Genomic DNA, 13,388 nt, shown 5'->3' on the forward strand with positions numbered 1-13,388 from the left:
GCTCAAGGCACGGTTGGCGGCGATGTGCCCCGGGACTTGGTCGTCGGAGCGGGGCTCTCAACCTGCCGCCGGACGTGCTCCAGATAGCCGCGCACGGCATCGCGCGAACGTCCCCGAATGATCGGCCGCAGGAAGAACCCCTTGAACCCGGTCATCCCGTCGTTGCGCGACCGCGTGATCGAAACGAGGGCCGAGCCGTCCCGGTCGGACTGGAGTGGATGACCGGTCACGAAGCGCAACTCAAGCGTGGTGTGGAAGTAGTGGCTCGCGTACAGCTGCTTGATGGCGATAGCGTACACCTCGCCGGGCATTGCGCCGCTAGCCAGCGGGTAGATCGTGACATGGTTCACCCGGATGGTCTGCTTGAGGCCGAAGTCGGCCACCGTCCAGTAGAAGAACTCGTCGGCGCCCGGGGGAAGACCCAGCGGGTAGTGCTCCAGGTATGTGAGCAACGCGGGCACGGAGTTGGGCAGCGGATCGCGGTTGGTGAGCAGGCCGCGGAACTGCTCGGCCACCGCCATCGGCCTGTCGCTGTCGGCGTAGGCTCCGAGCGCTCCGTTCCCCTCCGCCCGGTAAGCCAGGAGCAGTTCGAGAATCATCTCCCGGGCTATCTGGTTAGCCTGTTCGGCGGCGGTTGGCGACGTCCAGTCCACCTCGTTCCGGAATCGCTTCATCCCGTCCGTCGAGAGCTTGAGCTCGCAATCGCCGGGGCGGCAGTACGGCAACGATTCGAGGTCCACCTCGGGCAGTGTCAGTCCCTGCAGATCCTCGATCCGCGGGGGATCGCTGAATCGGCCGATTTGCGGAATGCCCGGGCCGCTCTCGAACGCCTCGATGTCCCGGAAGCGATCGACGAATTCGGCGGCGGACACATCCAGGTAGACCACACCAATGTGGGCAAGCTCCTGACGGACTCGGGTGTCCAGGGTGGTGATCACCACCGCGCCATCGTCCAGCGCCCGCAGGTCGTCGTCCGAGAAATCGACCTGATCGGCCAGCAGACGCTCCAGGGTCGATTCCGACTGCGCGGCAAGCGAAATGAAGGCGCCAGCGGCGATCAGGCAGGTTGCCGCTGCCAAAGCCGACAGGGACATACCCGCGTGTTGGTGGCGGGTCGGGCCGGCTTCGGCTGAAGTGCCGGACGCTGAAGATGTCGGCAACGGGCCCATCGCAAAACCCAAGTTGATGCTATGGAATCTATCGGCGCGTGATCTCCCACTCGACAGACGCCATCAGCGCTCGCTGTACTGCGTGATGTGCTCGACCAGCAGCGACGACATCGCCTCCGGTGCGAGGTCGGGAATCCAGTGGTTCACACCCTCAAGGACCTCGAAGCGGTAGGGCCCGTCGACATACTGCTCGGTGAGTACGGCGCCGTCGATGCAGAGCGCGGTGTCGCCGTCGCTCCACGTGAACATCGTGGGCACCGTGACGTTGCCCGCGGCCGGCCCCTGGAGATTACGGTCGGCGACGTTCGCGCGGTACCAATTGAGGGCGGCGCCGAGCGCCGCTTTGGATCCGAGCACGCGGATGTACTCCTCCACCGCCTCGTCGTCGATACCGGCGAAGATGGCGCGCAGTCCGGCGGAATCGGCGGCAAGGAACGCGTCCTCCGAATCCGGCTGAACGAAGATGTCGAAGTAGGCGGACGCCTCGACTTGACACGATTCCGGGTCGCTAAGCACCGCGGCGAAGGCGTCCGGGTGCGGAACCGAGACTGGATTCGCCGTGATCACCCGGTCGGGAGCGGCCACCGCCATAGCCCAGGCGACGACGGCGCCCCAGTCGTGGCCGACGATGTGAAAGCGGTCGGCGCCGGTAGCGTCGGCGAGGCCAAGCATGTCCCCGACCAGGAGCGGCAGCGCGTAGTCCTCGATTTCCGGGGGGCGCGCGCCCGGCGAATAGCCCCGCTGGTCGGGCGCCACCACGCGGAACCCGGACTCGGCGAGCGCGCGGATCTGGTGGCGCCACTCGTAGGACGTCTGTGGGAAGCCGTGGAGCAGGATCACGACCTCGCCGTCATCGGGACCGGCCGTCCGCACGTCGAACGTGAAGTCGCCGACGTCGATCTGCGTCTGCGCTATATCGCCGGCGGGCTCGCCCATATCCCCGGCCGCGCCGGAAGCCGCTGTGTCGCCCGTAACGGCAGGTGGTTCCGCATCATCATCCGCCGATCCGCACGACGCGGCCAGCGCCGCCAGGGTGCATGCCACCGCCGTTCTGACCACGTATCGTCTGACCATCCGTCTCCCCCCGTTACCGGCCCCCGGGAGCCGGAAAGTCCTCAAACCCGTTCTGCGCCCCATCATTCCCCAGAACCGCTGCCTGCTTCAATGGGGAATTGCACGTCCTGCTGAAGCGGGCGCAGCATCAGCATCGCCTGGTCCGGCCGTTCTGGCGTCGAGATTCTTAGCCCCGGTTGCCACGGATTCGCGTAATATCAAGCGATCATCAGGAGAATCCGAAGCCCACTGGGTGGGTTTCAGCAAGGAGGCCAAGATGTGTGATGTGAGAACCGACGCCGACACTGCGCGGTACCTTCGTGCGAAGGGGATGACGCGCCGGGAGTTCGGGGCCGTCTCGGCGGGAGCCGGGCTCGCGTTCCTGCTCCCCCAGCCCGTGAACGCCCAAGACGTGACCGAATCCGAAATCGACGTGACGACCCCGGATGGCACGTGCGACAGCTACTTCGTGCACCCGTCCAGCGGAGCCCATCCCGGCGTCCTTATCTGGCCCGACGCCTTCGGCCTGCGGCCGGCGAAGCGGCAAATGGCCAAGCGGCTCGCGGAATCCGGCTACTCGGTCCTGGTGGTCAACCAGTACTACCGGACGCAGCGGGCGCCGATCGTCGACTCGACGGATTTCGCGGCGCTGCGCGAGACGTTGATGCCGTTGATGGGAACCCTGAACCCGGACACCCACGTGCGGGATGCACGGGCTTTCGTCGGCTTCCTCGATAGCCAGTCGTCAGTGGACAGCAACCGGAAGATGGGGACGATGGGCTACTGCATGGGCGGTCCCATCACCATGCGGACGGCGGCCGCGCTGCCCGACCGCATCGGCGCGGGCGCCTCGTTCCACGGCGGCGGCCTCGTGACCGACCAGCCGGACAGCCCTCACCTGCTGGTGCCGGAGATGACGGCCCATTACCTGTTCGCGATCGCCGAGAACGACGACGAGAACCAGCCCGAGGCGAAGGACGTCCTGCGCGACACTTTCGAATCGGCAGGCCTCCCGGCGGAGATCGAAGTGTACGAGGGCGCGCTGCACGGCTGGTGCCCGCCCGATACGCAGGTCTACCACGAAGCCCAGGCGGAGCGGGCGTGGAGCCGCCTGCTGGCCCTGTTCGAACGCGCCCTCTGATAGTCCCGGAGGCTCCGGCCAGAAGCTTTGGCGCCGGCGCGCCCGCAAGGGCGCGCTGGCGGCCATGATCGGCCACCCACACGGCTGGTCCGAAGCTTCGTACGTCTAACCTCGCCCCGCAGAAAGTGTTCGGTAAATTTATTTTCTGCCAGACTCGACAAACGGGAAAGTGTTCGATAAATTTACTTTGCCGTGAACGAATACTTTCTGCGGGGCCGCGGCAGGCCCCGGCGCGCGGATATCTACCGTCAGCTCGCGATCCAGATCACGGAGTTGCGGGAACGACTGGGTGGTCTACCGAGCCCGGTGGAGGCGGAAGCGGCCGGCATCTGGCGTGGCATCTGGTACGAGGAGGCTCACCACTCCACCGCCATAGAGGGCAACACCCTGATCTTGAAGCAGGTCGAGCGACTCCTCAACGAAGGGAGAGCTGTCGGCAACAAGGAACTGCACGAGTACATGGAAGTGCGAGGCTACGCCGACGCAGCGGACTGGGTCTACCGTCAGGCAATCAGCCCGAACAGACTCGCGCATCCTGAACGGATCCTGACTCTGGAGGAGGTGCGGCATGTGCACCAGGCTGCACTGACGCCCGTTTGGCAGGTGTCGCCGCATCCGAGCGCGACCTCGCGCGAGGCGCCTGGTAACTTCCGCGAGCACGAGGTCCATCCCTTTCCCGATGGCATGGCGCCCGTGTCATGGCCGTTCATTCCCGGAGAAATGACGACGTGGGTCGACCGCGTGAACGCTCTCGAAGCAACCGACACCCTGTTCCCCGAGGTGCTCGCAGCGGCCCATTGCCGCTTTGAGCAGATCCATCCGTTTCTGGACGGAAACGGCCGAACCGGACGGCTGATTCTCAACCTTGTACTTGTCCGCCTCGGCTACCCGCCCGCAATCATCTACAAGCGTGACCGTGCCCGATACCTTCAGGCGTTGCGTCGCGCCGACGCTGGCGAGCCGAGTCCCTTGGGAGAGATGCTCGCCCGGGCCATCCTCAATAGTCTGCACCGGTTCGTCATCCCGGCAGTGGCTGGCCCGGCGCGACTTGTGCCGCTGGCCGCGCTGGAAACGCCGGGAATGAAGGCATCGGCGCTACGGGCCGCGGCGGAACGTGGCCGACTCCGAGCCACGCGAGGCTCCGATGGTCACTGGCGCAGCTCCCGCCGCTGGGTCGACGAGTACGTGGCGAGCCGTTACCGGCGCGACCCCAAGGTCTCCGCCAGCTAGTCGATCCGGCCCCTACGCAGGCGCCGACGCCGCCGGGGCGAACTTCCGGCGGTAGTACCGGGTCCAGACGATAATGGCCGGAATGCCGATGACCGTCGGAAGAATCCATGGGACGATGGCGAACGGTCCCGCGAGCTCGTAGGCCCAGAAACGCTGCGCGCCGAAAACGGCGAACGCGGTGTGGAACGCGATGCCGCCCCCGAGCATTGATCCGAGGTGGCTATAGAACCAGCCCATGTGACGCGCCCCCGGGTTGCGCATCAGACGGAGCATGCCGGGACCCGTGAAGAGGCCGATGGGGCTGAGTCCCAGCAGAATCGGCGAGAGATCGGACCAGACGGCGAGGGCGTAGCTGATGACCGTGACGCTACCGGCGATCGACGCCCAGCCGAGTGCTTCATGGAACGGCGTACGCAGTTTCTCCGGCGTTCTGCGCGTCGCGACGACCCGCATCGCCTGACGCACCGTGGCGAACGTCACCACCCCCAGGTAGCCGAGGAACACGGCGAAGCCATAGAGATCGGGCCGCTCCGCGAGACCGATGCCCTGGAGCTGGTAGGACACGATCCGTCCGGCCGACACCGTGACCGCCGACAGCGTCACGACATAGGCGCAGTACGCGTAGACGCGGCCGGCCCGCACGTGCAACCGGCCTCCCTTCCGCGCGAAGACGGGAATCCAGAACGCCACGAGTCCAACGAACCCGGTGGCGACGTGTGCCAGGACGAACCCGCCGAGCGTCAACTCCAGGATGGTCATCATGCCGGCTCCTCTCGATGTTCCGCCGCCTCTCCTTGCACGAGGCCCCCGGCGACGCGTGCAGCGGCCAGACGGCGATCAATGGCGGCCAGCGTTTCGTCGCACCACGCTACTTTCGACCCGATGGAGTGAATGCCCATACGCAGTGCCGCGAAGCGGTGGAAGCCGCCGTCGCTGTAGTGCTCCGGCGCACCGCCGTGGGTCATCGTCACGTCCCGCTCGACCGCCTGCAGCTGCGCCAGCCACCGGGCCAGCCGCTCCCGGAGCGTCGCCATGAACGCGCGGGTTTCGTGGATGTCACCGATCGCATCCATGAAGTAAAGCTGGGCGAGGTAAGCAAAACGCTCCGTGCCGACCGTGGGGCCAGTGTGCAACCAGCGGAGCAGCTCCGTCCGGCCCTCGTCCGTCAAGGCATAGACCTTGCGGTTGGGTCCCTTCGGGGACGGCTCGATCCGGCTACGGAGCAGGCCGCGTTGCTCCAGTCGCTTCAGGGTCGGATAGATCTGGCTCAACTCGGCCGACCAGAAGTGCCGGGCGTGCTCGCTGAACGCGTTCTTGAGGTCATAGCCGGTGGCCGGTTCGCGCAGCAGGCCGAGGAGAATGTGGTCGAGACTCATGTCGCTATATCAATGATGATATAGCTACTATATAAATCCCGACATAGCCTTGTCAATGCGGTTTTTTTCGAGACCAGCGTCCCGGGGAGGAGGTCCGTAGGTGTTCTGGCAGAGAGTACAACCACGGTATAATCTCGGTATGAAAACGGCCATCTCACTCCCTGACGAGCTCTTCCTGTCGGTCAACGACCTGGCGCAACGCCAGGGGGTGTCGAGAAGCCAGTTGTTCGCCGTCGCGGTCGCCGAGTACCTGGCCAAGCACCGGGACGCTGATGTCACGTCGAAGCTGAACGAAGTGCTTGCCCATGAATCGAACGCCGTCGAGCCGGCGTTGCGGAGGGCTCAGGCCCGCAGCGTTCGTTCCACGAAATGGTAGTAACACGGCGGGAGGTATGGTGGGCCGATCTGGATGACCCTCGCGGCTCCGAGCCCGGGTTTGCGCGCCCTATCCTCATCGTCCAGGCCGACGCCTTCAACCGAAGCAGACTGAACACCATCCTGGGGGTGATCCTCACGTCGAACGCGCGGCTCGTCGACATGCCCGGTAACGTCCTTCTTCCCGCGAAGAGCACCGGGCTCCCGGTTGACTCCGTAGCCAACGTCACGCAGATCATCACTCTGGACGAAAGCTATCTTTCCCGTCGGGTCGGACAGATTCCTCCCCGACTCATGATGCGCGTGGATGCCGGGCTCAGGCGCGTCTTGGATCTCTGACCGCTATCGCCAGCCCTTCTGGTCGGCAGGCTAACAGCCCGCGGTGCCCTCCGCTACATTCGAGCGGCGATGCGCAGGGTTGCACTACAGGCTGCTACGGGTCGACGTGCACTTCCGCGAGGGCGATTCCCCGCTCGCCGGCCACGGCGTAGAGGAAGTAGATGCGGCCGTCCTCCTCGAAGATCGCCGGATCGCGCAACTGGTTCACGGGGCTATTGATGGCGCCGCCCCGGGACGGCTCGACCGGCAAGTCCGCACCCTCCCACGGCCGCTCCGGGCGAAGGACTTCCACGCGCTCGCTCGCCTCCCAGTCGTGCCAGTCCCCGGTCAGGTCGATGCTGGCCACCCAGACGCGCTCCGGCGCGTCGCCCCGTTCCGTCCAGAAGACGAACAGCGTGTCGCCCCGCTTCAGCAGGGCCGAATGCCGCATGTTCGGATTGAACAGGTCCGGCCCCTCCTCGAAGCCGGTCAGGCTGTCGCGCGCCCGGTACATGACGCCCGGCATCGCCAGGGCGTAGACGTGACCATCGTGACGGAAGGCACGGAAGTAGGGCCGGCCGAGGATCTCGGGGCGCCCTTCGAAATGCAGGCCGTCGGTCGAGACCGCGGCGCGGGTCACCTGCGGGCCGCGCTCGCGCCCGTGGACGTACATGACGATTTCCTGCCGCTCGTCGTCCACATGCACGTCCGGCGAGGCAATGTGCGCATACGCCCCTTCCGGATTCGGGGAGTCGACGCCGCACGGCGGGCAGGTCGTGGGAAAGTGCGACTGTTCGATCTGCAGCGTCCCCGGCTCGTACATCGTCCAGGGTCCGGCCAGCTCGTCCGCGTAGGCCAGACGGATATAGAGGCCCCGGTGATCCGCGAAGTACAGGTAGTAGCGGCCGAGGGGATCCTCGATCCAGTCCGGCACGCGGATGAGTGACGGCCCGGCGATGTTGCTGCCCATGCGCTCGTCCATGTCCGGCGTGATGATGGGGCCATCGAGCAGGCGCTCGATCCGGATCGCCTGCGTGCCCGGATTGGCGCCGAGAAAGCGGATCAGCTCGGCGTTGACGATGTCCGGCACCTCCTCGTGCGGGTTGTGGCCGACGTTCGGGATCAGGAAGACCTCGCCATTCGGGAGGATCTCGGCGGCCCGGCGCGCGTTCGCGGGGAAGTCCGGCCCGTCGATCTCGCCGCCGAGGATCAGCGTCTTCGTCTTGATGTGCGGCCAGTCGTTGACCACCGTGTCCATCGATCGCAGATTGCCGCCGAGCCGGCGCACGTAGGCGAGCCGTGGCCAGTCGCCGCTGAGCCGTTGCCCGTGGCGGATCCGGAGGTGATCCAGAAACTCCGGCTTCCACTCCACGTAGCGCCGCGTGTCGGTGCGGACGTCCGCCTCGTAGGCGGCCTGCAAGTCGGGATCGGCGTCGATTTCGCCGTCGAACGGACTGAACCCACGCCCCGCGCGGCGGTCGGTCAGGCCAATCTGGTTGATCGTGACCAGATGCGTCGTCCGCTCCGGATAGAGGAAGGCAAAGCGAGTTGCCATCTGTCCGCCGATCGAGTGTCCGACGATGGCGGCCTCGGCGATGCCGAGATGATCCATGAGCCGGGCCGTGTTGGAGGCGTGCAGGCTCATGCTGTACGGGAGGATCGGCTTGGAGGACTTGCCCCAGCCGAGCCGGTCCTTGACGACGACGCGGTAGCCCGCCTCGGTCAACGCCTCGATCTGGCTCTTCCAGTACCACCCGTAGTAACTGCCCCCGTGGTGGAAAACGACGGCGCGGCCGTTCGCCGGCCCGGTCGGCGCAACATCCATGTAGGCGATCCGCACGTCCTGGCCGAACACCCGGAAGTTCATGAACTCGACCGGATGCGGATACTCGTACTCCTCCAGATTGATCGAGATGGGTCCCCAGTCCGACGGAGGTTCGGCCGGAGGCTGATGCGACTGCGCCGAGACCGCGCCCGGCAGGGCGAGTGCCAGCGCCACGGCCGCGAGTGACAACGCCACGCATGCGAAGCGGGTGGGACGTTCGTTGATCATGGGTTCTCCCCTACGGCTGCATCTCCTCGTCAATCCTACTGGTACCACGGCCCGTCCGGCGTGGCTGCCGGCGTCCTCCCCGAGGGCTTGCGAACAGCCGGAACATGAGCGATTATGGGTGAACTCCGAGTAACCACGGAACCTCCGAGGGAGGCTTGAGATGGACCATCGTCTTCGAACGATCGCCACCGTGTTCATGGTTGCCCTGCTGGCTTCCGGGCCGGCGTTCGCCCAGAGCCAGTCCGGGGGCGCCCCGAACCCGGATCCGGACTGGGAGATGCCGCGCCTGCCGGACGGCCAGCCCGATCTGCAGGGCTACTGGACCACCCAGACCTTCACGCCGATGGAGCGGCCCGAGTATCTCGGAGACCAGGCGTTCTACACCGAAGAGGAGTTCGCCGAACTCGTGTCGCAACTGACGGTCGACGGGGCCGATCCACTGGCACGGTTCGTCATCGAGATCGAGGATCCAGAGGAACGGGCCCGGGTTCTCGACCAGACACACCGCGACGAGAGCTACGTCCACTACGACAACGCCATCTGGCTTGCCACCCCGGTGCCGAAGGGGCTGTCGACCCGGCGTACGTCGCTGATCATCGACCCGCCGAACGGCCGGATTCCCCCGCGCAACGCCAAGGCCGAGGCGCGGGCGGCCGAGAGTCGGGCGGCCCGCGGCGACCGGGGGGCCTTCGACGGTTACGAACTGCGCCCACACAGCGAGCGGTGCCTCAACTACCGCTACAACGCGCCGCCGATGCAACCGCCCTCGTACAACGACATCCACCACATCCTGCAGACGCCGACGCACATCGTGATCTTCACCGAGCAGAGCACCAACGGGCCCCGGATCGTCCCGATCGACGGACGGCCGCCCATGTCGGAGAAGATCCGCCAGTGGCCGGGCGATTCACGTGGGTACTGGGAGGGTGACACCCTGGTCATCGAGAGCAGCCACTTCAACGACAAGACGGCGTGGCAGGGCTCGAGCCGCAACCTCAAGGTGGTGGAGCGGTTCACGCGCGTGGCGGACGACCATATCCACTTCACGTTCACAGTCGAGGATCCGGACACGTGGGACCAGCCGTGGACCGCCGAGGTGCCGATCCTGTCGACCGGGGGGCCGATGTACGAGTACGCCTGCCACGAGGGCAATCACGACATCCGCCACATTCAGGAGGTTTACCGCAACATCGAGCGGCAGGAAGCCGAAGCTGCGCGGTAGCTACCTGGGCGTCCAGTAGAACACTTCCCAGGTGTGTACCGGTTCGTTGGCGCCGGGGATGATCTCGCCGTCGAAGTCGTACCCCATGCTCATCCCGTTCTTGGCGGCGTAGTTCTCCAGGTACGGGATCCGCTCGTCGCCGAGGATTTCGGTCGCCGTGAGCGCATACGTGGCGTCGCCGATCCGGATCCACCCATCCGCGCGCCCGCCCCGTACCCGGGCGGCCCAGTAGCCGCCATCGGGCCGGGTGGCGGTGACGATTCCGCCGTCGTCGGTCGAGTACACGATGCGGATCACGAAAGGCGGAAAGCCGGCCAGCTTGAGGAGCACGACCCCCCCGTCGTTGACCGAATTCCAGTCCGCGGGCGGCGGCGTCAACTCACCGCCGATCACCACGCCGGGGAACCGCTCGTAGGGCGCCGTAACAGCGTATGCCACGGCGGCGCCTCCGACCAGGAAACCCAGCACGAAATACACGGTTGTCTTCGACATGCGATCCTCTGCGTGATCCTACCGGCCAGGAATCATCGATCGAAAGTCCACGTGCGGGGCTCGCGTCCCGGCTCGGCCCGCGCCTCCTCGACCACGACGCGGGGCGTCTCGCGGTGACGGTATCGCAGGATCCATTTCAGGCCGGCCCGGTTCGCCTCGGGCACCGGATACTCGTGCGTCGCGTGCTCGGGCCCCTCGAAGACGTTGATCTCGCAGATCTCCTCCTCGGCGCACAGGGGGATGGCCCGCTCGATCCAGTCCTCCACGGCGGCCCCGGGCGTGACCCAGGCTCCCCAGGCGTGGGAGGTTGTCCCCACCCAGCGGAAGTCGACGGGTTTGGCGTCCGCCGCATCGCGATCCTGCGCGGCGCGCGCGTGATCCGCGACCGTCGGCGCCAGGCTCAGCCCCAGCAACAAACTCAGCGCCAGCTTCATGACGGCTACCCGCGGGACTCGACCCTGAACGTCCACCAACTCTCCGGCCGCGGGGTGTCGAGCGGAGGCGGTTCGCCACCGCCCCCCGGCTGCCGTGCCTGTACTTCCGGCTTCTGCAGCTTCCGAATCCGAGCCGCCCAGACCCGATCGAGCGAGGCCGGGTCCACCTCCCGGTTCAGGAAGACGGGGTAGACGACACCGTCGAGGCGGAGCCGCCCTGAGTGGTCCTCCCCGACTCGCGGACACCAGTACTTCTGCGCGCCGACCGAGCAACTGATGAAGAGCGCGCCATCCGGCGTCGCCATGCAGTTGACGTTCACGGAATGCGGTCTCATCCAGATGCCGATCTGGATCGCGCACAAATCGACGTCGTTCGCGAAGCTCCAGTCGGTGACCGGCTCCTCGTGGGCGTCGCCCAGCAGCACGAAGCCGGGCGTGGTCTCGCACGGACAGTTCACGGTCCAGACGACACCCCCGGCCAGGACGACCAGCACCAGCGTGGCCGCGATTCCGAGCAGGTTCTTCCTTACGATCGACTCTGCGCTCATGCTCACCCTCCTGCGGTCCCCGTTATACACCGGTTCCTGGAACGCGTCCGAGATACGAGTCTCGTCCGCTCCGCGAGGCGCGCGCAAACGGATTCCCCCGAGGCATGGTTACTCCTCGACCTTCCGGTACTTGCGCAGCAGCGTGCCGTTCGGCAGGTAGGAAAAGTACCCGTCCGCGTACTCACGACGGTCGTTCGTCCCCTCGAGAACGACCGCATCCCCGTCGCGGGCAATCGTGAATCGCCGAGGCTCGCCCCCCGGCCGCACCGTGACGGCGGCTTCCCCGGCGGAAGGTCCGCTCGCGGTTTCAATCCGGTCGTACGTATAGCTCCAGTGGGAGGCGTCCATCTCGTAGGTGCCGTAGCCAATGAACGACTCGAATCCAGCCGCCGTCTCGCGGTGGAATGTGGCCACGACGACACCGTCGTGGTTCACCCAGCGACCGCCGGCCGCCGGCGGACGGAGGACCTCGCCATCGACGTGCCACTCCACGAGTTCCCAGGTCCCTTCGAGGAGCGACCGTAGTTCCGCGGGCGCCTCGGTCTGCTGGGCCAAGCCGGGCCCTTGGCTGACGAGACACACCCCTCCCACTACCAGCGCCACGAAACCTCGTGCGGCCGCGCGGGTCATGCCCTCTCCCGGTAGATCTGATCGAGCACCGGCAGAAGGTGCTTGCGGAAGCGCGGATAGTCATCGCTCATCGCGAAGTGCGACCCACCCTCGATCACGTCGTAGGTGGCCCCGTCGATCAGTGCGGCCAGCGATTCCGCCGGCCCTCTTGCCGTCGGATCGTATTCGCCACTGAGGAGGTGGACGCCGACCCGGGAAGTGTCGATGGTGTGCGCCTTCCCTCTGAGATCGTGCTCGACCGAAAAGTAGTAGAGGTCGCCGCCAAAGATCCCGGGGCCGCCCTGGCTGTAGATCCAGCCCGTCTCCCTCCTGAACGCCTCGCGGGCCTCCGGGGAGGTGATCATGTACATCCGGGCCCCGATGTAGGCGGTGCTGTTCTGCGGATGGCTGAAGGGGCTCACATACGGCTTGCCCTTGTCCTCGACTCGCCCGCCCGCAATCGATGAATTGATACCGATCACCGCCCGGAACTTGTCGGGATGGTAGTAGGCGAGGTCGGGGGCGAGATAGCCACCCACCGAGCAGCCCATGTAGACGGGGCGATCGAGGTTCAGCGCGTTGGAAATCGCCACGATGGAATCCATGAGATGCTGCGTGTCCATTCGGTACTCGGTGGCCCACCATCGGTCCGTGGTCGGCGGGAGCGACCGCCCGTGGAACGGCAGGTCGTAGGCGATCATCCGGAACCGTTGCTGAAGCTCGCGGTCCTCGAGAAGGTGCCGCCATTGCCGGCTGTCGGAGCCGGCGGTGTGTTGGAGCACCATCGGCAGACCCTCGCCGGCTTCTTCGAAGTACACGCGGTACTGGATACCTCGGATCCGGACGTAGACGTAGCGGCCGACGATCGAATCGAACTCCCGGTCGACCTGCTCTCCCAGAAGTTCCGGAACCGGCGCCCCCAACGCGGCTCGAACCAGCGCCGCGAGGCGCAGGATGGCCGCCTGGTAGGGCCAACGGTGATCGGTGTCGTCTCCGGAGGTTTGAAGACCGTAGTCACCGAATCCTTGACGCCAGGCGTCAACCGGGCCGGCGATTCTGACGTCGAAGTCCGCGCTGGGATCTGTCGGAACGACCTCGACCACCCGTCCGCCACGGACGGTTACACCATAGTGGTAGGTGTCGATTCCAACCTGCACCAGTGCGTTCCACTCGTGGGCGGTGATCTCGAACTCCGGATCCGAATTGACGAGAGTCACGAGAGCGTGCGGATCGAATCCCTCCAGCTCCGACTGCGCGGGGGCAGGCGCGCGGGCCGGCGCACGTGCCGTGGCTGGACTCTCCGCGAGCGTCACGGACAGGCCAAGGGTGGCGCCGCTGGCGCGGACCATGAATGCTCTGCGATTGATA

General features: G+C 66.1%; 15 protein-coding genes. 5 read left to right on the forward strand and 10 right to left on the reverse strand.

Translation table 11 applies throughout. The features are described 5' to 3' along the window. Window positions 1–2: 2 nt before the first annotated feature. Together F4Y45_01965 and F4Y45_01970 are read right to left on the reverse strand one after the other, a co-directional pair. Entirely contained in the window at window positions 3–1,094 is a 1,092-nt protein-coding gene (locus F4Y45_01965) for a hypothetical protein (protein ID MXY23271.1), read from the reverse strand. Between the two features lie 138 nt (window positions 1,095–1,232). Continuing rightward, entirely contained in the window at window positions 1,233–2,309 is a 1,077-nt protein-coding gene (locus tag F4Y45_01970; GenBank protein MXY23272.1) for an alpha/beta hydrolase, read from the reverse strand. A gap of 190 nt (window positions 2,310–2,499) precedes the next feature. Here F4Y45_01970 and F4Y45_01975 point away from each other — a divergent pair, with 190 nt between their 5' ends. Further along, window positions 2,500–3,363, forward strand: a complete 864-nt coding sequence (locus F4Y45_01975; protein MXY23273.1) for a dienelactone hydrolase family protein — start codon at window positions 2,500–2,502, stop codon at window positions 3,361–3,363. Window positions 3,364–3,603: 240 nt separating this feature from the next. After that, the gene (locus F4Y45_01980; protein MXY23274.1) at window positions 3,604–4,593 is read left to right on the forward strand and encodes a Fic family protein; all 990 of its coding nucleotides are present in this window, start codon (window positions 3,604–3,606) and stop codon (window positions 4,591–4,593) included. A 12-nt stretch (window positions 4,594–4,605) separates the two neighbouring features. On the opposite strand, the gene F4Y45_01985 is transcribed toward F4Y45_01980, so the two are convergent. Beyond that, complete coding sequence (locus F4Y45_01985; protein ID MXY23275.1) at window positions 4,606–5,355, reverse strand: hypothetical protein; 750 nt, start codon at window positions 5,353–5,355, stop codon at window positions 4,606–4,608. Then, a complete protein-coding gene (locus tag F4Y45_01990) occupies window positions 5,352–5,969 on the reverse strand; it encodes a PadR family transcriptional regulator (protein MXY23276.1) in 618 nt (205 codons plus the stop codon). Before F4Y45_01990 ends, F4Y45_01985 begins: the two co-directional genes overlap by 4 nt. Window positions 5,970–6,108: 139 nt before the next feature. Here F4Y45_01990 and F4Y45_01995 point away from each other — a divergent pair, with 139 nt between their 5' ends. Then, entirely contained in the window at window positions 6,109–6,345 is a 237-nt protein-coding gene (locus F4Y45_01995; GenBank protein MXY23277.1) for a ribbon-helix-helix protein, CopG family, read from the forward strand. Then, on the forward strand, window positions 6,339–6,683 hold the full coding sequence (locus tag F4Y45_02000; GenBank protein MXY23278.1) for a type II toxin-antitoxin system PemK/MazF family toxin: 345 nt from the start codon (window positions 6,339–6,341) through the stop codon (window positions 6,681–6,683). Before F4Y45_01995 ends, F4Y45_02000 begins: the two co-directional genes overlap by 7 nt. 94 nt (window positions 6,684–6,777) lie before the next feature. Here F4Y45_02000 and F4Y45_02005 read toward each other — a convergent pair whose 3' ends face one another. Next, window positions 6,778–8,913, reverse strand: a complete 2,136-nt coding sequence (locus tag F4Y45_02005; protein MXY23279.1) for an alpha/beta hydrolase — start codon at window positions 8,911–8,913, stop codon at window positions 6,778–6,780. Here F4Y45_02005 and F4Y45_02010 point away from each other — a divergent pair. Further along, window positions 8,876–9,937 (forward strand): hypothetical protein, encoded by a 1,062-nt coding sequence (locus F4Y45_02010; protein MXY23280.1) that lies wholly within the window; start codon window positions 8,876–8,878, stop codon window positions 9,935–9,937. The genes F4Y45_02005 and F4Y45_02010 overlap by 38 nt on opposite strands. On the opposite strand, the gene F4Y45_02015 is transcribed toward F4Y45_02010, so the two are convergent. The 5 genes from F4Y45_02015 to F4Y45_02035 all read right to left on the reverse strand — a co-directional run bounded on the left by F4Y45_02015 (window position 9,938) and on the right by F4Y45_02035 (window position 13,369). After that, complete coding sequence (locus F4Y45_02015) at window positions 9,938–10,429, reverse strand: hypothetical protein (GenBank protein MXY23281.1); 492 nt, start codon at window positions 10,427–10,429, stop codon at window positions 9,938–9,940. A gap of 32 nt (window positions 10,430–10,461) precedes the next feature. After that, the gene (locus tag F4Y45_02020) at window positions 10,462–10,863 is read right to left on the reverse strand and encodes a hypothetical protein (GenBank protein MXY23282.1); all 402 of its coding nucleotides are present in this window, start codon (window positions 10,861–10,863) and stop codon (window positions 10,462–10,464) included. A 5-nt stretch (window positions 10,864–10,868) separates the two neighbouring features. After that, on the reverse strand, window positions 10,869–11,411 hold the full coding sequence (locus F4Y45_02025; protein MXY23283.1) for a hypothetical protein: 543 nt from the start codon (window positions 11,409–11,411) through the stop codon (window positions 10,869–10,871). A gap of 108 nt (window positions 11,412–11,519) precedes the next feature. Then, complete coding sequence (locus F4Y45_02030) at window positions 11,520–12,041, reverse strand: hypothetical protein (protein ID MXY23284.1); 522 nt, start codon at window positions 12,039–12,041, stop codon at window positions 11,520–11,522. Continuing rightward, the gene (locus tag F4Y45_02035) at window positions 12,038–13,369 is read right to left on the reverse strand and encodes an alpha/beta hydrolase (protein MXY23285.1); all 1,332 of its coding nucleotides are present in this window, start codon (window positions 13,367–13,369) and stop codon (window positions 12,038–12,040) included. Before F4Y45_02035 ends, F4Y45_02030 begins: the two co-directional genes overlap by 4 nt. Window positions 13,370–13,388 lie beyond the last annotated feature (19 nt).

The sequence above is a fragment of the Acidobacteriota bacterium genome, assembly GCA_009838525.1.
Lineage (GTDB): Bacteria > Acidobacteriota > Vicinamibacteria > Vicinamibacterales > UBA8438 > VXRJ01.